Origin of the sequence: Haladaptatus pallidirubidus, assembly GCF_020700235.1 — an archaeon.
Classification (GTDB): Archaea; Halobacteriota; Halobacteria; order Halobacteriales; family Haladaptataceae; genus Haladaptatus; species Haladaptatus pallidirubidus.
Genome location: NZ_CP085304.1, coordinates 82,008 through 105,720, shown reverse-complemented (window position 1 = coordinate 105,720; position 23,713 = coordinate 82,008). Strand labels below are relative to the sequence as shown.

Genomic DNA, 23,713 nt, shown 5'->3' with positions numbered 1-23,713 from the left:
CAATAGGTATCTTGGCTCATCATTATTTGGTCACTCTTTTCTATTGTAGTCTTCTCATTTGAGAAGATGAGAAATATTCGATGATACATTCTCCGACTAATTACTAGCAGTCGTAACTATGATCGACCTCGATATCCAGCAGCGCATATGAGAGTGACTTTCCATGCGTATCGATCCGCGCCGAGGTCGTTACACCCCCTGCAAGAGCACCCTCAAGAACAAAATTGAATCCATTCAGCTGAGGGAGATCATAGCGGGTGACTGATCCCTCGACGATTTCTTCGAGTTCATTTTCAACATGAGTTGCGGTCAATTCTTTTTTGAGAATTTGATAACTATCATCGTCATATCCGAAAACACCGATATTAGAGGTATCTCCTTTATCACCGGCCCGTGCATGAGCGAGTTCGTGAACTGGGATTCCCATCTACTTCACCCCTTCAATACACACATTAGGTTGAACATGAGTTCGGTCGATTAGCGTGGACACAATTCCTAGTACAGGCTTTGTTCGGATTGTTACGCCACCTCCCCCAGCAGGACCGTTTGTATACAGTGTTTGAACTTCTCGTCCGATTTCAGTTGCATTAGCAGTGGTTTCACACTTTCCAGCGACGCGAAGGCGAACTTCATATGGACTCGATTGATCTCGACCGCGACCTTCGTGCAGTGAATTGACTCCCATGAGATCAACCCGAAGATCATCGATTAGGAAATCGCGTGCGGTCAATCGTTTACGAACTGTGTCACCAGCTAATCGAGCGCGTTGTTCTGCGTTGGGACCTGCATACGAGATCTGGCCCTCCCCAAGAACTCCATCTTCATACCCAATATTGACCTTGAGCGTCTCTGGTTTCGGTTTCGCTGTGGCACCAGACACCTGAACGCGATCTGTTCCAACTTGCTCAAACGAGACGTTCGAAAAATCAGCGATTGCATCGGGTGTCAAGTATGCACTGGGATCGTGAACCTCGTAGAGCATCTGTTCTTTGCAGGTTTGGAGCGTCACTTTTCCACCCGAGTCAGGGAGCTTAGTGATCGTGACATCGCCATCAACTGTGACCTCAGCTATGGGGAAACCGAGGGCCTCAAGCTTGGGTACATCCTTGTAACCAGGGTCTGCGAAGTACCCTCCTGTGACTTGCCCAGCACACTCCAATAAATGCGCACAGGCAACGCCTTGACCAATTTGATCCGCGTCTGTAGAATTTGTAAGATCCCAACCGTGCTCATAGCACATCGGAGCAAGAAAGAGGGATGGGTCCGCAACGCGACCGGTGATAATCACATCAGCATTGTCATTGAGTGCGTCGAGAATTCCCTGAACACCCAAATACGCATTCGCGGAAACACAGTCTTCCTGATACTGTGTTGTTGGGTCGCCAGAGAACGTTTGCTCTTCAAAATGCTCGAATCGGTCACGAACTGCTGAACCAGCGACACTCGCAACTGAAAGGTCCGAAATCCCTAGTTCGGTTGCGATATCGATAACCTGTTCGCGGGCCGCTTCTGGGTTTGCAGCACCCATGTTCGTGATGATTCGTGTGTTGTTTTCCACGCATGACGGGAGAACAGCTTCCATTCGCCGTGACAGAAGTGGTGTATATCCTGCTGAAGGATCATCCATCTTCCGTCGTTGAGCGTTTGCAATCGTTCGTTCAGCAAGGCACTCGAATACTAAATAGTCGAGTTCGGCATGTTCAGCGAGTGTCGCTGCTGGATCGATTCGATCGCCGGCAAAGCCAGCACCGGTTCCGATCACCAGTTGGTCAGTCATATGATTGCCCACCATTAGATTGGAATTCCACCCGTAAGTATCCCAACAGCGAGTATCACGAGTGATGTTAGCCACATGTAGGAAAATGTAAAGCGGATATGTTCACCGAGTTCGACTTCGGCGAGTCCGATGAGCAAGAACGTTGCTCCAGTAAGTGGAGAAATAGGGAATCCAACCGTCATTTGACCAACGATAGCAGCCCGAACCATCGCAACTTGTGAGAAGCCAAATTGAGTCCCCGTTTCGGCAACCACTGGAAGCACCCCGAAATAGAATGCATCTGGGCTGAAGAGGAGACTTGCGGGCATCGCGATGACTCCGAGAACGACTGGTAAGAAATTCCCAAGCGTATCTGGGATAATCATCAGCAGAATCCTTGCCATTTCCTCAATCATCTTACTTTCCTGGAGGACTCCGATCAACACGCCTGCTGCGAACAAGATACCGACATAGGTCATGACATCAGCGGCATACTTCTCTAGGATTTCCTTCTGTTGGTCATATTCGCGGACGTTAATGACCAATGCAGCCACCAATCCAAGCATGAAGGCTACTGCTGGCGAGGTAATTCCCGAGATAAGAGCGCCAATGACGAGAACAGTTAGTACGGCATTTATTCCCCACATCCAGTCGATCTCACCCTCACGACCTTCTAGAGCTGTATTGACGAGCTGTCGGCGTTGAGATTGCTGAAACCCGGACACATCATCACGGATATTCAGACTAAAACGATAGCTAATACCGAGAACCATCGCGAGACCAGCGAGATGGGCAGGGATCATTGGATTATACACATTCGCGATTGTCGCCGGGTCGATTGCACTCACCCCACGAACGACAACACCTCCCCAGGGGACCATATTCATCGTTCCAGCCGTCAACCCAACCAGTGCAGCAAGGATTTTCCGATCGACATTGAGAGCATCATAGAGAGGTATCATTGCTGGAATCGTGATCAGCATCGTTGTCGCACCAGAGCCGTCCAAGTGCGTCATCATCGCAATAATCACTGTTCCAACGGTGAGCATTGCCGGACGATTAGCTACCCCCTGAATGACGCGTTTTACTAATGGATCGAAGAGCCCGTATTCACGCATGAGGCTAAAGTACCAGACTGCGAAGGCAAACATCGCCACGATTCCGACAATACCCTGTAGGCCGCTTTCGGTAAATGATCCAATCTGTTCAAGTGAGAAGCCAGCAATGAGTGCCCCGGAAACTGGAGCAATAATGAGCGTTGGAATTACGTAGAGTTGTTTCCAGATGACTAGTAGTAAGACTAATGCAATGACAGCGTATCCTATCAATCCGAGCGCTGTTCCACTAAGTGGCATGGCAGCATCCATCACATCGATCATAAATATGATTTTCTAATACTCTTTTATTAAATCTATATTAGAGAATCAATTGTAGTCAACATGCAGAGGAAACGACTGACGACGATATTCTGACGGCGATGCGTGAGTCGGAGTTTCCGGCAGGGACCGCTCGGTGGGTAGCGGATACGCTTGCAATTGAGCGGCCCTCCGCGCATCGACGGCGTGAGGAGTTGTATGAGGAGGGAGAGGTTGAGCGGGGGAAGTTGAGTCCGCGGGTGGTTATCTAGTGGATTCCGGAGAAGTAGGTTGTATTAAGAGAGAGAGAGAGAAAGAGAGAGTCGTAGTACTCCCTCCAACCAATTTATTATTGAACCGATAACTCTATTCGACTATATTCTCCTCCGGTAGTATTTTCAACAACTGTGAAGCACTAGTGAGTATGGCGACACATACTGAATCTCGGGGTGGCCAATCAAATGGTGAACGTCCTGATACGCTCTACGCGTTCGTCGCTGGTCTCTACGTTGCCATCCTCCTTACTCCGATAGCCGTTCTGGGGATTTCAACGGCTAGCTCGGACGGTGCCACCCTATACGTCAGTTTTCTTGGTTCTATCACTCTCTTGGGGATCATTGCTGGGTGGCTTATTTCTCACACAGCTAATCTCGCAGTTCGGCTTGGTCGCCACGACCTGATTTGGCTGCTCGTCGTTATTCCGTTTGCCCCCTTTGTCAGTATTTTTGCAGCATCAGGAATCGGAATTTCACTACCCGGTATTGCAGTTGTACTTGCAATGGTGACAATGATCGGTGGGATGTTTACGGGTCTGCCCCTCGTCACAATGAGCCGGAATAGATACACAACTGCTGCGCTTGCAGGAACGACTGAAATCACAGAGTGGGAAGGACGGTGGCCACAACGGTGGCGATGGATCGCGATTGGTGCGGTGATTATCGCGATTCTCGGGAGTAGTGCTGGTATCTTTGCACAACTTGTATTCAACGTCGACTGGGGCGGATATCTGTACGCGGTAATGGTACTTTGGTCACCGCTTGCAGGTGTAACAAATCCACGGACGTTTCGTGTTACCGATGCTGGCCTCGTTGTTGATCGACCGATGCTGCATCGGTTCCGACCGTGGACAGCGTTCACAGGCTATTCACTCAGCGACAAGGCGCTGGTGATTCACCGAAAAGGATGGTGGCGTCAAAACCTCCGGTGTGATCGAGACGATATCGATGATATCGATGCAGTCACAGCAGCACTCGATACGATGATGTCTGACCGTACTGGGTCATTCTCAAAGGATGTATGATTGTCTTATTTTTTAATAGTAGCACAAAGCATATACCGAACCCCTCAAAGGACCAGTTGTGGCGCGGTTGCCTCTGACACCCTGAATCGGTCTCACGTGGGTTTGGCACCATCACTCCCGATCCACACGTCCTCTCCCTCGCCACCCCTCCTTCCTGCTCGAACGCGTGCCATAGCGTGCCTCCGAGCAGGGATAGACAACTGATCCAGTCATGTCTCTGTTACCCAGTTCGATGTCCGAGATTGACACTAAGCAAGCTGGCGATATCCAAATTCTTGGTATTGATGAGCAGGACACTGACGCAGTCTTTGAGACACTCTTATTCGAAACCGCCCGCAAACTCCTTGTGGCGATCAATGACGAGCCAGGGACGTCTGAATTTGCCGATCGGCTTGGGACGTCAATTCAAACCGTTTCCTACCATCTTATCCGTTTAGTCAATCATCGTCATCCTAGAAATTATAAGAAATATTTGTATGGCTCCTTGATATTTAATGGTCATGTATGAGTCAATTCTGATTCCAACCGACGGTAGCCAGAAAATGGAATCAGTCGTTGATCAGGGACTCGAGCTGGCTAAACAAAATAATGCGACTGTTCATTCACTCTATGTAGTCGATGAACGAGCTTATCTGGCGATTCCGGATGAGGAACGCGACCATGTCCGCAAAACACTCGAGGAGGATGGTCAGGCCACAACGAAAGCCATTGAGGAACGGATCCTTGACGCCGGTCTCGATGTCATTCGAGAGATCCGATGGGGCGATCCCAGTGCGGAGATCCTTACATATGCTGTCGAAAATGAAATCGATCTCATTGTGATGGGAACCCATGGCCGGACGGGATACGAACGGTATTTGCTCGGCAGCGTGGCCGAGAGAGTAGTACGAACCGCACCAATTCCTGTTTTAACGATCGCGGTTGGCAATATCGATAAAGTAATCGCAAATATCCAAGATAGGCTACGGAGTGAATCGGCAGTTGAAGCGACAGAGACGGTATCTGAGACACACGATCAGATTGACGAACTCCCAGACTCATGATATTCATAGTTTAGATAATCAATCCAGGTTCATTCTCGTAGTACAAGATAATTTATTTAAAAGAATATGGGTTCAAAAAGAACGTATTCGAATTATATATTGTGTCGCAAGAGTAACCAATTATCTGAGAACGGCCATGTGTGTGCAGTAGGCGTTGCGGTCGACGTGGTGCGGACACGTACAGGCCATCAGGTCTTCAGTCACGTCGTCGATGGAGACGGTGTACTGGTGTTCTGCGGGATTTTTGTGGCTCTCATTAGTTACTTCGATGAGTCCGGGGGATTCGTTCGTTTGATTGTGACCACCTGGCCCCAACGCTTTTCGACGAGTATCTACTATAAACCATGATGGGGGAATATATGAGTAGAAGTCGATCAAACGTACGAGAAGGATCACCAGCAAAACGGGTTACCAACGCCATCCCGAAATCAATTGTACGGGTGTTAGAAGTAGCGATGGAGGAAAACGATCCTGAAGCAGCGCAGAACGATAAAATGGTTCGTACATTCTTACTTGTCGACATCAACCAAGCAATCCGTTACCTTCTTGGAAACGATAGGGCGACGTCAAGCAACACTGAGCAGATTGCCAAACAAGCTCTCAATACTGAAGCAAAAGAGATGACTAGCAGTGCCCAACCGGAACAAAAGAGCGAGGGGCAGAGTACGGTCTCGAAACTACTCCTTGTTGGAACTGTCATCGGCCTCGGCTATATATTGAAGTCAAAGTCAAAAGCAATGAATAAAGTCGTGAGCAAGACGACGGATCAGGCTCATTCAATTGCTGACAAGACTACGAAACGCTCTGATGAGATGGCCCAACAAACGAAAGCCGTTGCTGGGCAAGCGGCCCAAAGAATTCAGGAACGTGGTGAAACGGCCGCAGACCAGGTCGAAGCAGGAACCAAAGAAGCCGCGGAGCAAGTCGATAAACGCGGTGAGATAGCCGCTGACCAGATTCAGGAAGGTAGTGAAAAAGCTGCCGACAAAATAGATGAAGCCGCTGAGACGGTGGAGAGCACGCAGGAGCAACAAGAGGAAGCTGACGAGGAGAGGTCTAACGAAGACGAGCAGAGCGAAGAAGACGAATAAGGACCCTTACTGTTTTCGTGCTGGTGAAATCCGCGGAGAAGGAGAGACTCAGTTAGTACTCTGATTAGATGATTTTAATTTTGAAAGTGCTTTTCTTGCCTTGATTTCGGTTGTATGACCCTCACTGGTGTCACTGTCCAATCGCTCTTCATTACTTATTCGAGAGGACAGATTACACCACACGTTCGTTGATAAATTCAGCACGGGTTTCGCATCCAGTGCACACAGGTGACGACCCTTCGTTTCCTCGTACTGTGTATTGCGATGTGATAAGTGATCGAATATGGTTTTTTAATGTCTTATGGTAGTTATTCATTTATTAATCACAGAATTACTTGGACGTATATGACATAATAAGCCGCTATACTTAAGCAAATACGTATCCTATCTAAATAGGGAACACCAATGAGTAATCATGACACTGACAGAGAGCAGATGCACAATCAAGATAGGCATGCCCCGAACCCAGATGAACGGGGAAAGGGACTCTCGGCGCTCATCGCTCTCCTTGGCCTCTGGCTGATCTTACAAGCATTCTTATTCGAACTCGCAGCAACACAAGTCTGGAATGACGTCCTTGTCGGTGCGTTTCTAGCCGCCATCGGCGTGTACAACTATTCCCGTCAGTCAAATAAGCAGCTAGGAAGCATGGGGGCGGCGATAGTCGCGACGATACTCGGCTTGTGGCTCATCATCGCGCCGTTTGTCCTCGGTATTGATGCCGGAGCCACAGAAACTGCCAATGATCTTGGGTTCTGGAACGACATCATCGTCGGTTTGCTTGCGTTCGTGCTCGGCGCCTACAGCGCCTACAAAATCCGCGACTGGCGTCAAGATGCTCAAAGACCGACAGCCTAATTTGTTAATCAATCCTTTTTCAATGCCAGTCTGTCAATCTGTTATCGCCACCAGTGAGTAAGCTGTTGTCGGCGATAAACGGTGATATAGTATTGAGTCAGATTTACCGAGACCGCCGTGACTAGTACTGCGAACAGGCCGATGAAGACAAGTGATCCGTTGTAAATGAAGCCGTTGAGTAGTTGGAGGAGAGCAAACACCGGCAATCCGAATGTAAAGAGGCTCGTCCGCACCGGGAACTCGCGTGCCATGCGAAAGAAAACCGCTACGTCGTCTAATTCCTTGTCGTCCATATTCTCTTCTGCTATTCGCGTTCTTCCGAGCCTACAGCATAGCTCTTTCGAATCTAACGCTGTCATAGTGGAGAGGTTCACCTCACGGAGCTACCCGGCGTATTGTTATTGTTTATATCTTCGTCCAACAGGGAGGTCTCACGCAGTTCAACATGAGACAGAGAAAAAGAGCTGAAGCGGTGATTAGTTCGGCAGTTCCTTTCGTCCCATTCTCACGCATGGCCAGCACGGGAACCCGTCGAGGCCATCGCAGTCACAGCCTTCTGATTCGGAATCGTCTTCGCTGTCCTCGGACGGGAATGCGTCGAGTGTGCCGTCGTCGGTTACGTTCTCGACTGCAGTCATGTGCTTGCAGAAGGTGTTCCGGTGAACGTGATGCGGGCAGGTGCAGGCCATCAGTTCGTGGGTCACGTCGTCGATGGAGACTGTGCTGGTGGTCTTCAGGGTTCTCATGGCTTTCGTTGATGCCGTCAGTGTGTCCATGCGTCACATCTAAACAGCGTCTCTATTCATCGTTTCACCCAGTTTCTCACACTACGAATAATCTGCAAAATGCGCGTAGTACATCGTCGTTCATGACGTAGATTTACGAGTATGCCAATAAACACCACAAACATTCTCAAGCAAGGCTACAGTCGAAGCATCAAACAAAATGGGCTCATGCTCATGGGTATCATCTTCGTCATCTCGGTGCTTAACGGTCTGTTAGGAGTCGGCATTACTCGATGGATGGCTGGTCAGCAATTGGCTGGGGATGCTGTCCAAATGAATCCCACGTCGTTCTTACCACCTGTGCTAGGGGGGCTCGTTGCATTCGTGTTGAGCATCGCACTGCTCGTCGTGAGTATCGGAGCCATACGCGTATTCGTGAGCGATGAGACCGAACGCCTCCCCCGTGAGTACTTCAGCCGGAATATGGTTTGGGCTGCAATCAACTTCGTTATTGGTGGGATTATCTTTGGAATCATCGTCGCACTGGGCTTCGTTGCGTTGATCGTTCCAGGTATCTTCCTGCTCGTGACCTTGGCGTTCTGGACGGTCTACGTGGCTGTCGAAGATCAGAACTTCATCAAAGCGTTCCGCAGTAGTTGGGGATTGACACGAGGCTACCGCCTCAACCTCTTCGTGCTGGGCGTGACAGTGACACTCCTCATACTACTCGTCAACCTCGTCTTTGGACTTGGTAACCTCGCGAGTGGAAGCCTCGTCGGCGATATTGTCGCGTTAGTGTTTGCACAAGTTGCCAGCGCCATTACGACGGTGTTCTCAACGGCTGTGCTTGCAACCGCGTACACCGAACTCAAAGTACGCGAGGACGAGGAGCGGGATGAGACGGTCAGCGAGGACACCTCCGCTGGTCAACCCGCTGCCTAACACCGTTACCGTTACTTTTTCGAGGACTGATGGGTCGTCAGTGGTTTTGACGGCGTCATCGCCGTCCGGAGATGCTCCGTCGCGACATCCCCCGCAAGCGTTCGCTGGTCGGTGATATCCGTGAACGTCACTTGGTGAGCCATGAAGAAAGGCTGAAACGAGGGTTAGTTCAGCAGTTCCTTCCATCCCGTTTGCACGCATAGCCAGCCGGGGAAGTCATCGAGACCATCGCAGTCGCACTCCCCTGGTTCGGAATCGTCTTCGTTATCCTCCGAAAGGAAGGCCTCAAGCGGCCCGTCGTCAGTCGTGTTTTCGACAGCGGCCATTGAGCTGAAATGGGCTCATCCTAATAATTAGGTACTCATTTGGTTGAAGATACTAGCACTGACTACCATCCTCTTACAGGGACAAGCTGATCAAGTACTTCCAGAAACACAGCAACTCGTTTCCGAATACGCTATTCCGACGGTACTTTTCATTGGTACTTTTATTGTCGCTTGGCTACTCGGTAAAACGATTCTCATTCCATTCATCAAACAGCTCTTAGATAGGCAAGGTCACGATCCAAGCGTAAAGAGTCTGGCTGAAAGTCTAACCGGTGTCGTCAATCTCATTCTAGCGTTTGCGATTGCATTCACCATTGCTGGCTTTGGCAACGTTATTGCTGCATTCGGTGTGTTCGCTGGTGCGATTGCACTCGCAGTCGGCTTTGCGTCCCAAGACCTTCTGAGTAATTTCGTCGCAGGAATTTTCATTCTCAAAGATGAACCGTTCGACGTCGGTGATTGGATTGAGGTCAACGGCATTGTCGGTATTGTTGAAGACATCGACCTGCGCGTTTCTCGGATCCGAACGGTCGATAACGAACGGATTACTGTTCCAAATAGCGAACTCGCTAATAACGCATTAAAAAATCCAGTTGCCTTCAATAAGCTCCGTCAGCAATTCGTGTTCGGGATTGGCTATGATGATGATATTGATCACGCCAAAGAAGTGATTCTTGATGAGGCTGCCAAGAATCCAGAGATTCTGGACGACCCCGAAGCGAGTATTCGGGTAACCGAACTCGCCGATTTCTACGTGGGGCTCCAAACACGCTTCTGGATTGCGAACCCGAGCCGTGCCAACTTTACGAAGATTCGCTCGGACTTTGTCCAGGCCGTAAAGAAACGTTATGATGCCGAGTCGATCGAGATGCCGTATCCCTATCGAGAACTCGTTGGGGGCATCGACGTCACAAATCGCCAATCGGAGCAGGTGGCGACGCCCTCGAACGACTAATCCGTTATACATCTGCTTGCTGTTTCGCCCGGTGGGACACCTCCCATTCAATCGCTTCAGCAGGCAGAGAGGGGAAATGCTCAGCCGCGACATCCGCCGAGTGTGCTTGCGCTCGGTCGAGCAGGTTCCGCTCAGTCGTTGGTGCGTTGTCGCGTTCGGTCGAACCAGCCGCACACTCCGTCAGCGTTCGCTGGGCACCATCGGCCAGCGGTGGTTGGCGTTCCACATAAATGAAAAAGTGAGACGAGGTTAGCAGCAGTCGGTGAGAGCGCCCTTCCGAGTGGCTTCTGCACCACATCCGCCACACTGCCAGTATGTATGATCGACGTTGCCGTACTTGTCGTAGCCAGTGTGCGGGCCACTTATACGCTCGTCTTTGTCGTCCTCGGAGGGGAACGCCTCGAGCGTCCCGTTGTCGGTTGCGTCTTCGACAGCGGCCATGTGTTTGCAGAAGGCATTGCGGTGGACGTGGTGCGGGCACGTACAGGCCATCAGTTCGTCGGTCACGTCGTCAATGGAGACCACGTATTGGTGGTCTGCAGGGTTCTCGTTGGTGACTTGGATGAATCCGAGGGCACCGTTCTTCCTCCCAATGTCTTTTGTGACCCGTATTCAGTAACCACTCTCGGGTGATTACGTTCCCGACTCTTCTTCAAAGAGACGTTGTGCATAGCGATAGATTGGCGCACCAAGCCAGTCCCGATCACGTGCAATAGTATCGAGTGCAGATCGAGCTTCGGAATCAGTAAGTGCACCACGTTTGATGAGTGCGCGGAGAAGAATTGGTGAAAGAGCGACATCAGCCGAGACAAGAGTAGTGAGTTCGGGAAGTGCTCGAAAATCGTCCGTAATGAGAAACGCTGCATCGGTCTCTTCAATAGCCGCGACACAACTCGCCTCACCAGCATCGATTCGACTCGAAGAAAGCTCTGGAGCGGGGATATCCAGAATCTCAATGCGATCGGAACGTTCGAGGACGGTTACTGCCCCGTGACCATGGACATCATCGTATTCTGCGGTTGATTCGAGTTCATCGATGACGAGTGTCGTCGTCACGACGTCGTATTCGGTTAGCACGTCATCGAGAACATCACCGATCGCGAGAGAAATGAACGCGCTTGTATCGATAACCAGCATCTACAGATCTGCAAGTTTGTCGGCGAGGTCGTCTCCCTCGTCAAGAAGTTGCTTTGAGGTACGGACTGCTTCTGCGTCCTGGCGACCGATTATGTCCCTGAGGGTTTCGAAATCAAGTTCGTCTGTGAGATAGAGTTCAACGACTGCTTCTTGAAAGCTCTCTTCTGATTCGATTTGCTTGAGGTACTCCCGAAGCGCTTCGATGAGGAGTTCGGTTCGGTTTTTATGCGTAACTTCAGCAGCGATATCTGCATGAGTCACAAGTTCTTCCGGCAGACGAAAGTTGACTTTTCGGGTGCTCATCGTGTAGGTACGTTGTACCTACAGAGGCAAAAACGTTCCCCAGTAATTAGTGAGCCACCAACCGGTTAATGAGTGGGAAAATGTCAACTTCAGTTTCCGTTGTTAGTTCGGCAGTTCCTTCCGGCCTGTTCGCACGCACGGCCAGCACGGGAAGTCACCGAGACCCTCGCAGTCGCAGTCATCGGGTTCGGTCTCGTTGTCGTTCTCGGACGGGAACGCTTCAAGCGTGCCGTCGTCAGTTGCGGTTTCGACGGCGGTCATGTGTTTGCAGAAGGCGTCACGGTGAACGTGGTGTGGGCAGGTACAGGCCATCGCGTCGCTCGTCACGTCGTCGATGGAAACGAGTACTGATGGTCCATGGGGTTCTCATGGCTTTCATTGGTGACGTCAATGAGTCCAGGAGCATCGATGTCGAAGGAGAATTGTTCGGCCTACGCGCGTTTCTCTGCCGTCTCGTCAGCGTCACGGGCTGTGGGTGGTTTCGTGCTCATGGTCTTTCGAGAGTTGCATTTTGGATTCAGCGGAGCTGAAGGGTCGCGAAAGTAGGGAGATGATCTGAAACAAGCGTTTCTTCGTCTATTCCAGCATCTGTAACAGAGATGCGATCGTCACTGATGAACACGTAATCAATACGTTGTTCAGGCGTGGAATCGGTGTAGATAGCAGGATAGGTGTTCGAATCGCCGTTACCGATGGCTGTGAAGACGTCAGTATACTCACCAATCATGGTCGTAATCGAGTCGGCATTTGGTACAGCATTGAAATCTCCCGTTATGATCCGTGGCTGGGAGACATTGCCGGTAATGTCCAGTATCGCCTTCACCTGCGCTGTGCGGCGTTCTTTGAACATGTGGTCGAGATGTGTGGTGTAAAAGCGAACTTCATCGTCGTGAATCTTTACCGTAGTTTCCTGAAGTCCACGTGGTTCATTATATGCTCCGTCTTCAACTTGCGGCGATGGAAGTAGGTAGTGTTCGGAGTTGAGAATGGGATACTTTCGTTTTGTCAAGATAGCAGTCCCGTATCTGCTCTGTTTCGTGCAACTGCTCTCATAGTTGGTGATGTTTGCAGCGTAGTCAACATGCATGTTGAGAAGCTCAGCTAGTCGTTCTGGCTGGTCGTCACAGTCACTTCGAGCCGCCAGATGTTTGTCTACCTCTTGAATTCCAACTAGATCTGCATCAGATCGTTCGATTAGGTCTGCGATTCGACGCAGATCATATCTATCATCCATGCCGGTGCCATGGTAAATATTCCAGTTGAGAACTTTGATTGAGCTATCGGTGTCGTCTTCCAAGGATTTGCTTGTATTCGAATTGGCTTCAGCGGCACTGGCAGAATTCATTGCTCCGAGTCCGACTGCGGTTGCCCCTGTGTTGGCGATGAATGCTCGTCGTTTTATTGAAGTCGTGTCGGAGTTGGCAACGGTATTCTCGTTACAAAGTAGTTTGGACATCCTCTTATTGATTGTCTTATTTTAAATTAAAACTTTGTATTTATCAAATTAATAAAATATTGTAACATGTTGTATTATATCATCTAATGAGACCTCTGCCATATATAATACTAGAATTATATTTTACATTGTAAATAGATTTAATTATCTACTAGTATATCGTATAATAGTATGCAAGTAAACAGACGATCAATGCTCAAAGCATTAGGCGGTCTGCTCGTCGCGGGGACAACCGCCAGCACACAAGCAATTGCAAAACAAAGCAAGCGCGAAGTCGCGTTAGATTACCTTGCGAACGACGACCTGCTGGACAACGATGAGCTCGAACGCATCTTACAGCAGTTAGAGAGACGATATTCGGATCGAGTCTCAGTGATGGAGATTGGCCGTTCAAACCAAGATCGGCCAATCTATGCTGTGTCTATCGGTGCTAGTAGCAATAAGCAGTGTCTCAAGACAACAGATGTTATGGCAATCGGCCAACAGCACGGCGACGAGATGATCTCGTCCGCCGAAGGACTTCTTTCAGTAGCTCAACATCTAGCGAGCAAGCAAGGGCAGACAAAAAAGCTCTTAGAAGAAGTAACAGTTCACATCGTTCCCCGTGTGAACCCAGATGGATTCGTGGCACGCCAGCGGTACAACGTTGACACAGACGCACCGGCACGTGGCGAAGGCGACGACATCTTTGGCGGTGATGCTGGCTTTTACACTGCCGACGATGCAGGTATTGGCTGGGATATTAATCGGTATCACTGGTTCGACTGGACGGAGAGTAATCTCTACAACAACCTGCCAGATGAGTATCCAGAGAATCCAGTGCCAGAAGCCCGTGCCGTGCTCAGTGCTACTGAAGAAATCGATCCAGAGTGGATCGTAGACTACCACCGCCAGGGAACGTATACGACAGATCCTGATGTAACATTCGATCCGGAAAATCCCGGCGAAGCATACGAGCGAGGCACGTACCCGCCAGATCCCGACGCTTCCGGTGCTGGAGATATTGTTACTAGCTCCCTGTTCTGGCCGATTAACGACGGTGTATCCGAGGAGGCACAAGATCTCTCGAAACAAATTGTGTCGGTTATGTATAATGAACTCACAGAGTTTGAGCAGTCAACTATCTCGCGCTACCCAGGCGGCACATATGCAGGGATTGCACGCAATGGCTATGGGCTAGCCGGATATGGGAGCGTTCTCTATGAACTGAGCACAGGGACACTTGGCGATCGTGAATTCCGAATGCAGCAAGTGTTTACCTCGTTGCTCGCCGCAATTAGAGCGACTGCAACTGGATCTCTGTACGAAATAAATCCAGAAAGCGTCTCTCAACTCCCCGAGCGCGAGACAAACGGCTTCACTATCGAGGAGTAACCCACTCAAACTCTATTTTTCTATTTCTATAAACAAAATTACGTCGAAGAGTTTGACCAAATGTAGGCCCTCCCACAGTCGCGGCTGCTCCAATTCGTCTCGCAATTACTTCTAAATTGGCGAAGCACAGACAAAAAGTACTAAAACGTTAGTTCAACAGTTTCTTCCGTCCCGTTCTCACGCATTCCCAGCAGGGAAAGTCACCGAGACCGTCGCAGTCACAGTCCTCTGACTCGAAATCGTTATCCTCTAAGGGGAAGGCGTCGAGCGTCCCGTCGTCGGTTGCGTTTTCGACGGCAGCCATGTGTTTTCAGAATGCGTTGCGGTGGACGTGGTGCGGGCAGGTGCAGGCCATCAGTTCGTGGGTCACGTCGTCGATGGAGACTGTGTACTGGTGGTCTGCGGGATTCTCGTGACTCTCGGTGGTTACTTCAACGAGTCCGGGGGCATCGACGTCGAAGGCGAATTGTTCGGCCTGTGCGCGGTTTTGTGCCGTCTCGTCAGCTTCAAGTTCACTAGGCGATTTCGTACTCATGGTCTTCACGGGATACAGAAGACCGGTGCCGGGTGTTACAGCACCCGGCGCGTTTCTACACACGCCGGAGGGCACCGGTCTTCCTACTTGTTCCTTATACGGCATAGGTAATAAAACCACCGTGTTCCTTACAAAGAATAAGCTTATATCCTGCGGAAATGAAAGAGTAGGTATGACAGAGAACGATGAGAGGGCGCGCAATGAGAGCGGAGAATATGTCCAAGAACACACTGAAGAGGCCGTCTTAGAGGTCATGCAACCGCTCGAACCCTACATGACGAGTGAGATCGCGGACAAACTGGGATGGTCGCGACGGTCGGCGTATAACGTTCTCACTCGACTGCATGAGAGCGATGAGATTCGAAAGAAGAAGCCTGAAGCACGGCGGGTGATCTGGATTCGTCCAGAATAGCGGTTCGCTGGTAGGAGGGAAAGTGAGCGATACAGCAGATGAGAATCCCAGAACGAGAATCTTGTCCTGTGAAGGAGAGTGACTATTGTGCGAACAGCTGACGTGCGTCGTCGACGTTCAACATCCTCCCCGTCAGTGCGGGTATATTCGATGCGGCGTGTACTAATTCGATCGGTATGACGACCAAGAAATCTCACTGGTCGATCACCTAAGCGCCGTACTCGCAGATGACCATGGTGTAGACCATATTTTTGCCTTTGACAGCGACTTCCGTACATTGGGGTTCTCGCTTGTTCCCGAAGACATTCCTGAACCATGACACGCCACAATAGCACACTGTCTCGGGAGTACGTCGAACTCCGCGAAGTGGGCTGAGAGGGATGGTCTCCCGACCGGAGATCTCTGGCCGGGAGGTTCGGAAGTGGGCCCACGTGGACTTGAACCACGGACCTCATCCTTTTCAGGGATGCGTGCATCGTGCCTGCGACGTAACGGGGTCGCTGTCTCCGCCTCCTTATGGACGAACGCTGATGATCGTCTTCCCCTTGATTCGCTCGGTCGGGTTGAAGGCGGCAACGGCCTCGTCGAGGGCCGCCACGTTGCCGATGTTTGTCCGCAGTCGCCCATCCCGGACCCGCTGGACGATCTCACTCAGCTGGGCACGATCGGCCTTGACGACAAAATCGACCGCTCGGCCGCCGGCGGGCCGCGCCTCGGGTGGCCCGACGATGGACACCAGTGTTCCTCCGGCTCGAATCAGGCCTGCGGACCGCTTCCCGATGTCGCCGCCGATGACATCGAAAACCAGATCGACTTCGCCGACGTCTTCCAGCGCCTCATTCTCGAGGTCGACGAACTCCTGCGCTCCGAAGTCGAGCACGGTCTGACGGTCGGCGGCACGTCCGGTGCCGATGACGTAGGCGCCGGCCTCTCGTGCGAGCTGCGTCACCATCGAGCCGACTGCACCGGCCGCGCCGTGCGCGAGGACGCTCTGCCCCGCCTGAACGCGGCCGTGCTCGAACAGTCCCTGCCACGCTGTCAGGCCCGAGATCGGCAGGGATGCGCCCACCGTGAAGTCGACGTCTCCCGGCAGCGGCGCGAGGTTGCGTGCCTCGACGGCCGCGTACTCCGCCAGGGTGCCGTCGCGAGTCCAGTCCGTGAGGCCGAACACCCGCTGTCCCACCGACAGCCCCGTCGTGCCATAGCCGAGGGCGCTGACCACTCCGGCCAGCTCGTGCCCAGGGATCGACGGTGTTCGGTCACGGTCGAGGCGATCGGTCCAGGTCGAGGGCCACGTCAGCTCGGTCGGGACAAATCCCGACGCATGAACCTGAACAACGACGTCGTTTATCGCTGCCTGCGGCTCGGGCCGCTCTGCCAGCGTCATCCCGGCCGTTCCCGTGGCCTGGTCCGTCACCACAATCGCCTTCATCCGGCACCTCCCTCTACGTCTGCTACCTGGAATGTCGTTGTGGGCGTAACGCGCTGTTCCCCAAGGCTTGCTCGAACGGTGCGTTGAGCGCACTGAGGTTGAGCGACTTCGCCAGTGGCGGGGTCGAAATCGTGCTCTGTCTCCCAATAGCGCGCGAGTTCTTGAATCGTAGCGAGCTGGACACCTTGCGATGAATCCGATACCTGTTCCTCCTCGGGCCACCGCGTGTCAACGATGCGCTGGCGGAGGTCATCAAGTTCCTCTTCAGGAACGTCGACGCTGAAGGGTTCAACGTCGGGTTCACTAGCTTGCGTCATGATATTCTCCCGCCTGTGGCAGGATGGGGAAGGGACGCGGCGGGATTACTTTGTTATGAACTCCGATCCCCGAAGTATGCCTGTCATCGTCTCACGGGGAGCGTTTCCTATCACGAATCGGACTCGGTTACTCACGGGAAAGGGACTGTATTCGCCGTCGAAAGCATGAACGACAGCATGTAGACCACAACCGCTGCTTGCTCCGGTTGTATCAAAGCCTACTACGAGATATGGTCTCGTTATCGAGTACGGCCTCATTAGTGTGTATGCGAGATGAATTTCATGCGGGCAAAGTGGACTATAGTGTCAGTGGCGGACGGCTCTGTTTCCAGTCACCGTACGAAACAACGAAATCCATATAACTACGTTGGGACGTTGGACGGGGAAGACGAGATCAGGTATCTTGATAGCACGATAGTCGGTCCCGCCCTCTAACGAACACGAGTAGAACACCTGCTCGCGAGCAATCGGTTATCGTTGGTACAGCTTAGGCAGGTATTCTGATGATAAGGAACGCTACAAGAAAGCCAACTACCGTAATCAGCCCAGTAAACGGCTGCGCATCCGCGAAAGCTTCCGGAATCATGGACTCGGCGAGCATGGCCAACACTCCGCCCGCCGCGAATGCGAGGATCGTGGCGGGAATCGCCGAGTTCGCGGTGCCTAGCAAGAGGTAACCGGCGGCCGCCGCCATTCCGCTAATCAGCAGAATCCCAGTCCAGAGGCTGAAGATGTATTTGCTGGAACGGCCCGCTTTCTTCATGCCGGAAGCACTTGAGAGTCCTTGCGGGACGTTCGAGAGGAAGAAGCCAGCGACCAGTCCAAGGCCGATGTTCTCCCCGGCTAGCAGCGACAGCCCAATCACGACGGACTCCGGAATACCGTCGAGGACTGCGCCTACAGCGATCGCTAGCCCACTCCCTTTGTGCTCCGTCTCCGACGGTTGCTCGACGCACTCGCCGCAACGGTTGCGGTGCCTGGCCCCATTCTGCGCCAGGCGCCAGTTGATGGTGCTGAATGCGGTTGCACCCAAAAGGAAGCCAGTCGTGGCCGCTATGGGGCCGCCGTCATCATATGCTGACTCCATCAACTGGATGGATAACACGGCGATGAGCACGCCTCCACCGAAGCCCATAGTAGCAGCAATGATTCGATGGGAGAAGCGACCGTATAAGGTGACAGCGACCACTGCGCCGATCAGGAGCCCGGAGCCTGCGAGCAGTCCCCATAACGCGACTTGCGCAAGGATGTGCAACTTCAAGACCATGAGCTTAGGGTATCACACTCGTGCTCACACAGCGAATCACAACTTTCCCTTTACCACCAAGACAGATGTGGCAGCCAGCCGTTGGTTATACCAGCAATTCAACCGGTAAAACGGGTCTTCGTGAGGGAATATGCTCACGATTGAGCAGACGTCATGACTCATCAGATCGCTCATGGCAGTGCTCGATACAGAGGATATCGCCTGTTTCCGTGTCGAAGCAGAACGCGTCTCCCGGTTTGATTCGCTTACCGTCTTCGCCACAGCCGTCGGCGTGGGTGAGAAAGTACTTTCCCTCCGTGTGACCGGTTTCTAACCGTCCGGCCTGCACCGCGAATCGAACGAGACCTTCCCCGATCTGGGTTCGTTCAGTTGAATCCGCCATCTCGAAGTGAATGAGAGGCACAAGCGTCACCTCCACTATAGTACAGCAGCCAGTGAGATAAATCCCTCCACAGTTGTCACGCCCTAGAGAAGTGAGACGCACAGGACTCACATTCTTGTATCTCTTCCTCGTGGCACCCAATATGGGAGACAGAGATGCCACTTCGATTCATCAGGAGTTCGGGGGTAATCGACTGCCGCCGGGACAGCGACGAACCGAACGCTTCCCGGTGCTATCGAAGAGTGGAACACCCTCGTGGGACATGGAAACGTGGGAGTTCACGGTTACCGGTGCTGTCGAGAACGAACTCACGTATTCGTGGAGAGAGTTCAACGACCTCCCCCGAGAAACCCAGCTCCAGGATTTCCATTGTGTGACTGGCTGGAGCCGGTTCGACAACGAGTTCACGGGAGTCACGTTTCCGACGATTGTCGAGCGAGCAGGCGTCCGCGACGACGCCGAGCACGTCGTGTTCGGCTCACTGGACGGCTATACGACGAATCTCCCGTTAGACGAGTGTCTACGTGAGGAGGTTCTGTTTGTTCTCGAACTCGACGGCCAACCACTCCCCTCGGAACACGGTGGTCCGCTCCGGGTCGTAACACCCCACAAGTACGCCTACAAAGGTGCCAAGTGGGTCACGAGCGTCACGTTCCTCACCGAACCGAAGCGCGGCTACTGGGAGCTGCGTGGCTATTCGAATACCGCAAATCCGTGGGCAGAAGAACGATACAGTTCGCTCTGATCCCTCGACTTTCTTCAGATACTCGGCTATCTCATCATGGCCGGTCTCTATCTGATACAGAATACAGTGCTTCCCGGCTTCTCGGGGCTTGAGTTCGACGCCCTGTACGCTGTGTATCTCTGTTCGACGTCAGCATGGCGACCGATACGCGCTCTGTATTCAGCAGCGTTACTGAAACCTATCACCGGTAAGGGGGTTCAACAAGGCCGTTGCTCAGTGTTTTTCAACCGAACGACGCCAAACTAGACTCAGTATACTGTCCTAGCTCCTCCTCAATATCCGATGCACGCCACCCAAGCGGCGATAACACACTTGCTGCACGAACCAACACCTCCCGATAGAACCCAACATCATACTCGTCTAATTCCTCACTCGCCAACATCACCCGCTCACGCGACTGTTTTGCATCGTCAACCACCGCATACGACACACTCTGCCCAGGCGCACGCGCCAATCCCATATCTACCGCTCGCTCCAGTGCCGCCACACTTCGCGTCGATTGCGTGTAGTCCTCCCGCTTCTTCGAGACACGATTCGTGATCACCACAAGAATCAATGTGATATAAGGCTGCAGGCTCAACGAGCCAGAGCAAATACACATCAAACCGACACTGTTGATGAACAACTCCAGAAAATCGGGAACCGGGTATCCGGGACATGCGCTAACTGACTGAACCTGACTCACACACGTGTATCGGTTATACGGCGGTAGACAGCACTGTTAAGCCGTCAACACCTCTTCTAGAAGAGTTGATACCATGAGTGTGTTCACCGAAAAGGAGATCGCGTACTTAGACGATCAACGACTCGGGCGACTGGCGACCGTCGGGGTGGACACCCAACCACATGTTGTCCCCGTCGGCTTTCACTACGATGCCGATGGTGACACAATTCATATCGGCGGATTCAATTTTGGCGAATCCAAGAAGTTCCACGATGCCGAAACGAACCAGAAGGTTGCATTTGTTGTCGACGATCTCGCTAGCATCGATCCATGGGAACCGCGCGGCATCGAAATCCGTGGCCGTGCCGAAACATTTCGCGACGATGGCACGCATCTTGGCCCGGGTTATGATGAGTCATGGATACAGATCCATCCAGCACGAATTATCTCCTGGGGGATCAACAAAGACGGATCCCCCAATAGTCGGTCTGTTTAGAAATGCTTCGTTTAACCAAAGAATCACTCCTTCGAAAAATCAGATTGAAGCGATGGTTAGTTCGGCAGTTCTTTGCGACCCGTACGAACGCACGACCAGCACGGGAAGCCCCCGAGGCCGTCACAGTCGCAATCGTTTGGGTCGGCATCGTCTTCGCTGTCCTCCGACGGGAAGGCGTCGAGCGTCCCATCGTCAATTGCGTTCTCGACTGCGGCCATGTGCTTGCAGAAAGCAGTCCAGTGGATGTGATACGGACACGTACAGGCCATCAGTTCGTGGGTCACGTCATCGATGGAGACTGTGTACTGGTGGTCTGTGGGGTTCTCGTGGCTCTCGTTGGTGACTTCTACTAGTCCGGGGGCACCGACGTCGAAGGAGAACGGTTCCCACTGTGCGCGTTTCTGTGCCGTCTCGGCAGCTTCAAGTTCACTAGGCGATTTCGTTGACATGGTCTTCTAGGCACTTCGGAAGACCGATGCCGGGTGTTGTAGCACCCGGCGCGTTTCTACACGCCCGAGGGCACCGTTCTTCCTACTTATTCCTTATAGGGTATAGATAATAAAACCATCGTATTCCCTATAAGGAATAAGTTTATGTCATGCGAAAATGAAAGAGTAGGTATGACAGAGGACGATAAGAGGGCGCGTAATGCGAGTGGTGAATATGTCCAAGAACACACTGAAGAGGCCGTCTTAGAGGTCATGAGTCCGCTCGAACCCTACATGACAGCAGAAATTGCGGACGAACTCGGATGGTCACGACGGTCGGCGTATAACGTTCTCAGCCGTCTCCATGAGAGCGATGAGATTCGCAAGAAGAAGCCCGAGGCTCGTCGTGTGATATGGATTCGACCGGAGTAGTGGTCAGTCGCTAAAGAAATGAGTTCTGTGTAGCGACAAACTAAAAACAGGTTGATACTACAGTGAAGCGGTGAACCGCTACAAATCGCGCGCTTGGACGGTTTTGCGATCGTTTTCTTCAGCCCGACGGGCGGCGTTTTCGAGGACTGAAGCGACTTCGTCATCGAGTGCATCATAGAAGTCACTCGCCACATTCTGGTCTTCAAGCTGGTCTTTCACTGCCGCTTTGACAATCAAATCGGCCATACAAGCGCCCAGAGGGGATAATACTACAAAAGACCAGTGGTAGAATAGTTGAAAAAGGACCAGTAATTGGGATCACTGATGACGATATTCTTCGAGTGATTCATGAGGCCGAGTTTCCCGCTGTGAGCGCTCGGTGAGTCGCAGATACTTGTCTGCATTGGTTATTGTGTTCGTCTATTTCCTACTGTGGGAGATACGCCAAAAGATCTTGGAATCGCTAGGCAGTTTTCATCGTGTATCGAACACACGACAGGCACTCATTGTGTGGTGTTATCGCTATCTTCTGGCGTGGTAGTGGGATCCGATTCAGTCGTCGATTCTGATGGTGCATTATACAACCAGTCGGCTGTCTCGTCAACGTTCTCCTTTAGTTCGTCGTAGCTGATCTCTCCCTGGTTATACTGCTCAACCCATGCCCGTTCAATATGGTAGTAGGCCAACGGCTCACCGTATCCTTCTTGGATGGTTGCACCAAGACGGTTTGTCTGCCAGCCCTCTCCTACTCCCGCAGCAAATGCCTTGATGATAACATCCATCTCCTCGTGTTGAGCATTTGCGTCCCTCAAATACTGCGTGTCATAAGTCACAAAGGAGCTCCCAGTATGATGGGAATAGCGAACGACGGTGATACCATTCGATTCGATTTCGGCGAGGAACTCATCCCGATAGTCATCTTCGCTCTTCTCGGGAGTCGAAGTCGTTGTTTCTTCTGGAGTTGACGTCGGCGTCGGTTCAGACGTTGTTTCAGGGGTTGGCGTTGAAGTCGATTCTGACGTCGATGTGGGTTCAGTTGTCGGTTCTGGTGTTAGGGCTTTTGTGGTTGATCCGTCTGGTTCAGGGGCCTTAGTAGACGTTTCCTCACTGTCTTCAGTGGTCTTATCCTCTTCAGCCGCTGTCGTGGTGGTCGACTGTAGCCCATGAGTCGTCGTTGTTTGCTGGGATTCGTCAGCCATGGTAGTTGATTCTTCCTCTGTTGTCTGCCATGGGCCGTCATTAGCTGTAGTAGACGTTGATTCAGTACTCGTTGTCACAGTGGAATCAGCAGTAGTTGTTGTGGTTGGCGTTGAGTCTTGTGTTGTGGTGGTTCGTGTCTCTGTAGTAGTCGTGGGTGCAGCCGTCGTAGTTTCGGTATCAATGGTTATGTCGCCAGCACAGCCAGCAAAGACGACCATCAGTGCAACGAGAATGAGAGGGATGCTTCTGGAGTAGGTGCGATAATTCATAGGATTGGTTACCAGATTTAGATACGTTCTGTAAGTATATAATTATGGATGGGTTAAAAGATAACACATTACATAGCAGAACAGAATTGATAAAAAAGATCGTGTTAAGGTTAGAGTTTGTTGCCTCAATAGTACAAATACTATCTTTAAATTGATCATCTAGTTTATATTATAGATTTAAGGATGTGTATTCATGATTCAAAATCGAATCAGTATGCTTGGAAGGTGGATCGATAACCAATCAGTAGTCATTCGAATCGTCGCACTACTTGGAGGGCTCATTGCATTCCGACTTGCACAGATGGGTACCTACGTTGCTGAGGGAATGGGTGATGTAGGACTCGTGCTCGTTGGTATTCCTGTCATTGCCGTTGCCCTCCTGTCGTTGTACGTCGTCTTCGTCACTGCTCGCTCATTCTGGCGAGATTGGCGCGGTAGCCGGCCGATTGTATGAGTAATAAACTTTCATTTACTGTTTTCTAACGTGGAGTTGTAATCCTAGAAATATTTAGC

At 51.7% G+C, this 23,713-nt stretch carries 38 protein-coding genes; 14 read left to right on the top strand and 24 right to left on the bottom strand.

What is annotated here, in order from left to right; translation table 11 throughout:
- Positions 1 to 103 precede the first annotated feature (103 nt).
- From LIX15_RS25995 to LIX15_RS25985, 3 genes are read right to left on the bottom strand one after another with little or no spacing between them, the layout of a single operon-like run.
- Positions 104 to 427 (bottom strand): AtuA-related protein, encoded by a 324-nt coding sequence (locus LIX15_RS25995; RefSeq protein WP_227778058.1) that lies wholly within the window; start codon positions 425 to 427, stop codon positions 104 to 106.
- Positions 428 to 1,777, bottom strand: coding sequence for an acyclic terpene utilization AtuA family protein (locus LIX15_RS25990; protein WP_227778057.1), 1,350 nt, complete (start codon positions 1,775 to 1,777; stop codon positions 428 to 430).
- 14 nt (positions 1,778 to 1,791) lie between these two features.
- Complete coding sequence (locus LIX15_RS25985) at positions 1,792 to 3,135, bottom strand: CitMHS family transporter (RefSeq protein ID WP_227778056.1); 1,344 nt, start codon at positions 3,133 to 3,135, stop codon at positions 1,792 to 1,794.
- A gap of 400 nt (positions 3,136 to 3,535) precedes the next feature.
- Here LIX15_RS25985 and LIX15_RS25980 point away from each other — a divergent pair, with 400 nt between their 5' ends.
- The 3 genes from LIX15_RS25980 to LIX15_RS25970 all read left to right on the top strand — a co-directional run bounded on the left by LIX15_RS25980 (position 3,536) and on the right by LIX15_RS25970 (position 5,454).
- On the top strand, positions 3,536 to 4,411 hold the full coding sequence (locus LIX15_RS25980) for a hypothetical protein (protein WP_227778055.1): 876 nt from the start codon (positions 3,536 to 3,538) through the stop codon (positions 4,409 to 4,411).
- 232 nt (positions 4,412 to 4,643) lie between these two features.
- Entirely contained in the window at positions 4,644 to 4,919 is a 276-nt protein-coding gene (locus LIX15_RS25975) for a winged helix-turn-helix domain-containing protein (protein ID WP_227778054.1), read from the top strand.
- A complete protein-coding gene (locus LIX15_RS25970) occupies positions 4,912 to 5,454 on the top strand; it encodes a universal stress protein (RefSeq protein ID WP_227778053.1) in 543 nt (180 codons plus the stop codon). Before LIX15_RS25975 ends, LIX15_RS25970 begins: the two co-directional genes overlap by 8 nt.
- 120 nt (positions 5,455 to 5,574) lie before the next feature.
- On the opposite strand, the gene LIX15_RS25965 is transcribed toward LIX15_RS25970, so the two are convergent.
- On the bottom strand, positions 5,575 to 5,769 hold the full coding sequence (locus LIX15_RS25965; protein ID WP_227778052.1) for a hypothetical protein: 195 nt from the start codon (positions 5,767 to 5,769) through the stop codon (positions 5,575 to 5,577).
- Between the two features lie 44 nt (positions 5,770 to 5,813).
- Here LIX15_RS25965 and LIX15_RS25960 point away from each other — a divergent pair, with 44 nt between their 5' ends.
- Together LIX15_RS25960 and LIX15_RS25955 are read left to right on the top strand one after the other, a co-directional pair.
- Positions 5,814 to 6,545 (top strand): hypothetical protein, encoded by a 732-nt coding sequence (locus LIX15_RS25960; RefSeq protein WP_227778051.1) that lies wholly within the window; start codon positions 5,814 to 5,816, stop codon positions 6,543 to 6,545.
- A gap of 405 nt (positions 6,546 to 6,950) precedes the next feature.
- On the top strand, positions 6,951 to 7,403 hold the full coding sequence (locus tag LIX15_RS25955) for an SPW repeat protein (protein ID WP_227778050.1): 453 nt from the start codon (positions 6,951 to 6,953) through the stop codon (positions 7,401 to 7,403).
- Positions 7,404 to 7,444: 41 nt separating this feature from the next.
- Here LIX15_RS25955 and LIX15_RS25950 read toward each other — a convergent pair whose 3' ends face one another.
- Complete coding sequence (locus LIX15_RS25950) at positions 7,445 to 7,696, bottom strand: hypothetical protein (protein ID WP_227778049.1); 252 nt, start codon at positions 7,694 to 7,696, stop codon at positions 7,445 to 7,447.
- Between the two features lie 183 nt (positions 7,697 to 7,879).
- Entirely contained in the window at positions 7,880 to 8,179 is a 300-nt protein-coding gene (locus LIX15_RS25945; RefSeq protein WP_227778048.1) for an SWIM zinc finger family protein, read from the bottom strand.
- Between the two features lie 111 nt (positions 8,180 to 8,290).
- Here LIX15_RS25945 and LIX15_RS25940 point away from each other — a divergent pair, with 111 nt between their 5' ends.
- Positions 8,291 to 9,070 carry a DUF7847 domain-containing protein gene (locus tag LIX15_RS25940; protein ID WP_227778047.1) on the top strand — a complete coding sequence of 260 codons (780 nt, stop codon included), beginning with the start codon at positions 8,291 to 8,293 and terminating at the stop codon, positions 9,068 to 9,070.
- A gap of 11 nt (positions 9,071 to 9,081) precedes the next feature.
- Here the strand turns inward: LIX15_RS25940 and LIX15_RS33010 are convergent, their stop codons facing one another.
- Together LIX15_RS33010 and LIX15_RS25935 are read right to left on the bottom strand one after the other, a co-directional pair.
- Positions 9,082 to 9,213 carry a hypothetical protein gene (locus tag LIX15_RS33010; protein WP_265338455.1) on the bottom strand — a complete coding sequence of 44 codons (132 nt, stop codon included), beginning with the start codon at positions 9,211 to 9,213 and terminating at the stop codon, positions 9,082 to 9,084.
- 21 nt (positions 9,214 to 9,234) lie between these two features.
- Positions 9,235 to 9,396, bottom strand: a complete 162-nt coding sequence (locus LIX15_RS25935) for a hypothetical protein (protein ID WP_227778046.1) — start codon at positions 9,394 to 9,396, stop codon at positions 9,235 to 9,237.
- Positions 9,397 to 9,439: 43 nt separating this feature from the next.
- Here LIX15_RS25935 and LIX15_RS25930 point away from each other — a divergent pair, with 43 nt between their 5' ends.
- Positions 9,440 to 10,351 carry a mechanosensitive ion channel family protein gene (locus LIX15_RS25930; RefSeq protein ID WP_227778045.1) on the top strand — a complete coding sequence of 304 codons (912 nt, stop codon included), beginning with the start codon at positions 9,440 to 9,442 and terminating at the stop codon, positions 10,349 to 10,351.
- A gap of 4 nt (positions 10,352 to 10,355) precedes the next feature.
- Here LIX15_RS25930 and LIX15_RS25925 read toward each other — a convergent pair whose 3' ends face one another.
- The 6 genes from LIX15_RS25925 to LIX15_RS25900 all read right to left on the bottom strand — a co-directional run bounded on the left by LIX15_RS25925 (position 10,356) and on the right by LIX15_RS25900 (position 13,247).
- Positions 10,356 to 10,577: a hypothetical protein gene (locus tag LIX15_RS25925; protein ID WP_227778044.1), complete on the bottom strand. Its 222-nt coding sequence runs from the start codon at positions 10,575 to 10,577 to the stop codon at positions 10,356 to 10,358.
- Positions 10,578 to 10,600: 23 nt separating this feature from the next.
- Complete coding sequence (locus tag LIX15_RS25920; protein ID WP_227778043.1) at positions 10,601 to 10,876, bottom strand: DUF8118 domain-containing protein; 276 nt, start codon at positions 10,874 to 10,876, stop codon at positions 10,601 to 10,603.
- Between the two features lie 108 nt (positions 10,877 to 10,984).
- On the bottom strand, positions 10,985 to 11,488 hold the full coding sequence (locus tag LIX15_RS25915) for a PIN domain-containing protein (protein ID WP_227778042.1): 504 nt from the start codon (positions 11,486 to 11,488) through the stop codon (positions 10,985 to 10,987).
- Entirely contained in the window at positions 11,489 to 11,791 is a 303-nt protein-coding gene (locus tag LIX15_RS25910; protein WP_227778041.1) for a CopG family transcriptional regulator, read from the bottom strand. It lies immediately after the preceding gene.
- A 102-nt stretch (positions 11,792 to 11,893) separates the two neighbouring features.
- The gene (locus LIX15_RS25905; RefSeq protein WP_227778040.1) at positions 11,894 to 12,118 is read right to left on the bottom strand and encodes an SWIM zinc finger family protein; all 225 of its coding nucleotides are present in this window, start codon (positions 12,116 to 12,118) and stop codon (positions 11,894 to 11,896) included.
- Positions 12,119 to 12,308: 190 nt separating this feature from the next.
- Positions 12,309 to 13,247 carry an endonuclease/exonuclease/phosphatase family protein gene (locus LIX15_RS25900; protein ID WP_227778039.1) on the bottom strand — a complete coding sequence of 313 codons (939 nt, stop codon included), beginning with the start codon at positions 13,245 to 13,247 and terminating at the stop codon, positions 12,309 to 12,311.
- 192 nt (positions 13,248 to 13,439) lie between these two features.
- On the opposite strand from LIX15_RS25900, the gene LIX15_RS25895 reads away from it, so the two are divergent.
- Positions 13,440 to 14,621 carry a M14 family zinc carboxypeptidase gene (locus LIX15_RS25895; RefSeq protein ID WP_227778038.1) on the top strand — a complete coding sequence of 394 codons (1,182 nt, stop codon included), beginning with the start codon at positions 13,440 to 13,442 and terminating at the stop codon, positions 14,619 to 14,621.
- 148 nt (positions 14,622 to 14,769) lie between these two features.
- Here the strand turns inward: LIX15_RS25895 and LIX15_RS25890 are convergent, their stop codons facing one another.
- Both LIX15_RS25890 and LIX15_RS25885 read right to left on the bottom strand, forming a co-directional pair.
- Positions 14,770 to 14,925 carry a hypothetical protein gene (locus LIX15_RS25890; protein WP_227778037.1) on the bottom strand — a complete coding sequence of 52 codons (156 nt, stop codon included), beginning with the start codon at positions 14,923 to 14,925 and terminating at the stop codon, positions 14,770 to 14,772.
- A 6-nt stretch (positions 14,926 to 14,931) separates the two neighbouring features.
- A complete protein-coding gene (locus LIX15_RS25885) occupies positions 14,932 to 15,156 on the bottom strand; it encodes a hypothetical protein (RefSeq protein WP_227778036.1) in 225 nt (74 codons plus the stop codon).
- A gap of 172 nt (positions 15,157 to 15,328) precedes the next feature.
- Between LIX15_RS25885 and LIX15_RS25880 the strand changes: the two genes are divergently transcribed.
- Positions 15,329 to 15,568, top strand: coding sequence for a hypothetical protein (locus LIX15_RS25880; protein WP_227778035.1), 240 nt, complete (start codon positions 15,329 to 15,331; stop codon positions 15,566 to 15,568).
- Between the two features lie 514 nt (positions 15,569 to 16,082).
- On the opposite strand, the gene LIX15_RS25870 is transcribed toward LIX15_RS25880, so the two are convergent.
- The 4 genes from LIX15_RS25870 to LIX15_RS25855 all read right to left on the bottom strand — a co-directional run bounded on the left by LIX15_RS25870 (position 16,083) and on the right by LIX15_RS25855 (position 18,987).
- A complete protein-coding gene (locus LIX15_RS25870) occupies positions 16,083 to 17,000 on the bottom strand; it encodes an NADP-dependent oxidoreductase (RefSeq protein ID WP_227778034.1) in 918 nt (305 codons plus the stop codon).
- The gene (locus LIX15_RS25865; RefSeq protein WP_227778033.1) at positions 16,997 to 17,317 is read right to left on the bottom strand and encodes an epoxide hydrolase N-terminal domain-containing protein; all 321 of its coding nucleotides are present in this window, start codon (positions 17,315 to 17,317) and stop codon (positions 16,997 to 16,999) included. The genes LIX15_RS25870 and LIX15_RS25865 overlap by 4 nt, the downstream gene beginning before the upstream one ends.
- 487 nt (positions 17,318 to 17,804) lie before the next feature.
- Positions 17,805 to 18,422, bottom strand: a complete 618-nt coding sequence (locus tag LIX15_RS25860) for a ZIP family metal transporter (RefSeq protein ID WP_345411172.1) — start codon at positions 18,420 to 18,422, stop codon at positions 17,805 to 17,807.
- A gap of 313 nt (positions 18,423 to 18,735) precedes the next feature.
- Positions 18,736 to 18,987, bottom strand: a complete 252-nt coding sequence (locus LIX15_RS25855; RefSeq protein WP_227778031.1) for a DUF8075 family protein — start codon at positions 18,985 to 18,987, stop codon at positions 18,736 to 18,738.
- A 121-nt stretch (positions 18,988 to 19,108) separates the two neighbouring features.
- On the opposite strand from LIX15_RS25855, the gene LIX15_RS25850 reads away from it, so the two are divergent.
- On the top strand, positions 19,109 to 19,711 hold the full coding sequence (locus tag LIX15_RS25850) for a sulfite oxidase-like oxidoreductase (RefSeq protein WP_227778030.1): 603 nt from the start codon (positions 19,109 to 19,111) through the stop codon (positions 19,709 to 19,711).
- Between the two features lie 223 nt (positions 19,712 to 19,934).
- Here the strand turns inward: LIX15_RS25850 and LIX15_RS25845 are convergent, their stop codons facing one another.
- On the bottom strand, positions 19,935 to 20,255 hold the full coding sequence (locus LIX15_RS25845; RefSeq protein ID WP_227778029.1) for a hypothetical protein: 321 nt from the start codon (positions 20,253 to 20,255) through the stop codon (positions 19,935 to 19,937).
- 214 nt (positions 20,256 to 20,469) lie between these two features.
- Here LIX15_RS25845 and LIX15_RS25840 point away from each other — a divergent pair, with 214 nt between their 5' ends.
- A complete protein-coding gene (locus tag LIX15_RS25840) occupies positions 20,470 to 20,871 on the top strand; it encodes a PPOX class F420-dependent oxidoreductase (protein WP_227778028.1) in 402 nt (133 codons plus the stop codon).
- A 56-nt stretch (positions 20,872 to 20,927) separates the two neighbouring features.
- Here the strand turns inward: LIX15_RS25840 and LIX15_RS25835 are convergent, their stop codons facing one another.
- Positions 20,928 to 21,320, bottom strand: coding sequence for an SWIM zinc finger family protein (locus tag LIX15_RS25835; protein WP_227778027.1), 393 nt, complete (start codon positions 21,318 to 21,320; stop codon positions 20,928 to 20,930).
- A gap of 171 nt (positions 21,321 to 21,491) precedes the next feature.
- Here LIX15_RS25835 and LIX15_RS25830 point away from each other — a divergent pair, with 171 nt between their 5' ends.
- A complete protein-coding gene (locus LIX15_RS25830; RefSeq protein WP_227778026.1) occupies positions 21,492 to 21,731 on the top strand; it encodes a hypothetical protein in 240 nt (79 codons plus the stop codon).
- 78 nt (positions 21,732 to 21,809) lie between these two features.
- Here the strand turns inward: LIX15_RS25830 and LIX15_RS25825 are convergent, their stop codons facing one another.
- Complete coding sequence (locus LIX15_RS25825) at positions 21,810 to 21,977, bottom strand: DUF1931 domain-containing protein (RefSeq protein ID WP_227778025.1); 168 nt, start codon at positions 21,975 to 21,977, stop codon at positions 21,810 to 21,812.
- 257 nt (positions 21,978 to 22,234) lie between these two features.
- Positions 22,235 to 22,930 carry a DUF8159 domain-containing protein gene (locus tag LIX15_RS25820; protein ID WP_227778024.1) on the bottom strand — a complete coding sequence of 232 codons (696 nt, stop codon included), beginning with the start codon at positions 22,928 to 22,930 and terminating at the stop codon, positions 22,235 to 22,237.
- Here LIX15_RS25820 and LIX15_RS25815 point away from each other — a divergent pair.
- Together LIX15_RS25815 and LIX15_RS25810 are read left to right on the top strand one after the other, a co-directional pair.
- Complete coding sequence (locus LIX15_RS25815; protein ID WP_227778023.1) at positions 22,929 to 23,186, top strand: hypothetical protein; 258 nt, start codon at positions 22,929 to 22,931, stop codon at positions 23,184 to 23,186. The genes LIX15_RS25820 and LIX15_RS25815 overlap by 2 nt on opposite strands.
- Positions 23,187 to 23,393: 207 nt before the next feature.
- On the top strand, positions 23,394 to 23,654 hold the full coding sequence (locus LIX15_RS25810) for a hypothetical protein (RefSeq protein ID WP_227778022.1): 261 nt from the start codon (positions 23,394 to 23,396) through the stop codon (positions 23,652 to 23,654).
- Positions 23,655 to 23,713 lie beyond the last annotated feature (59 nt).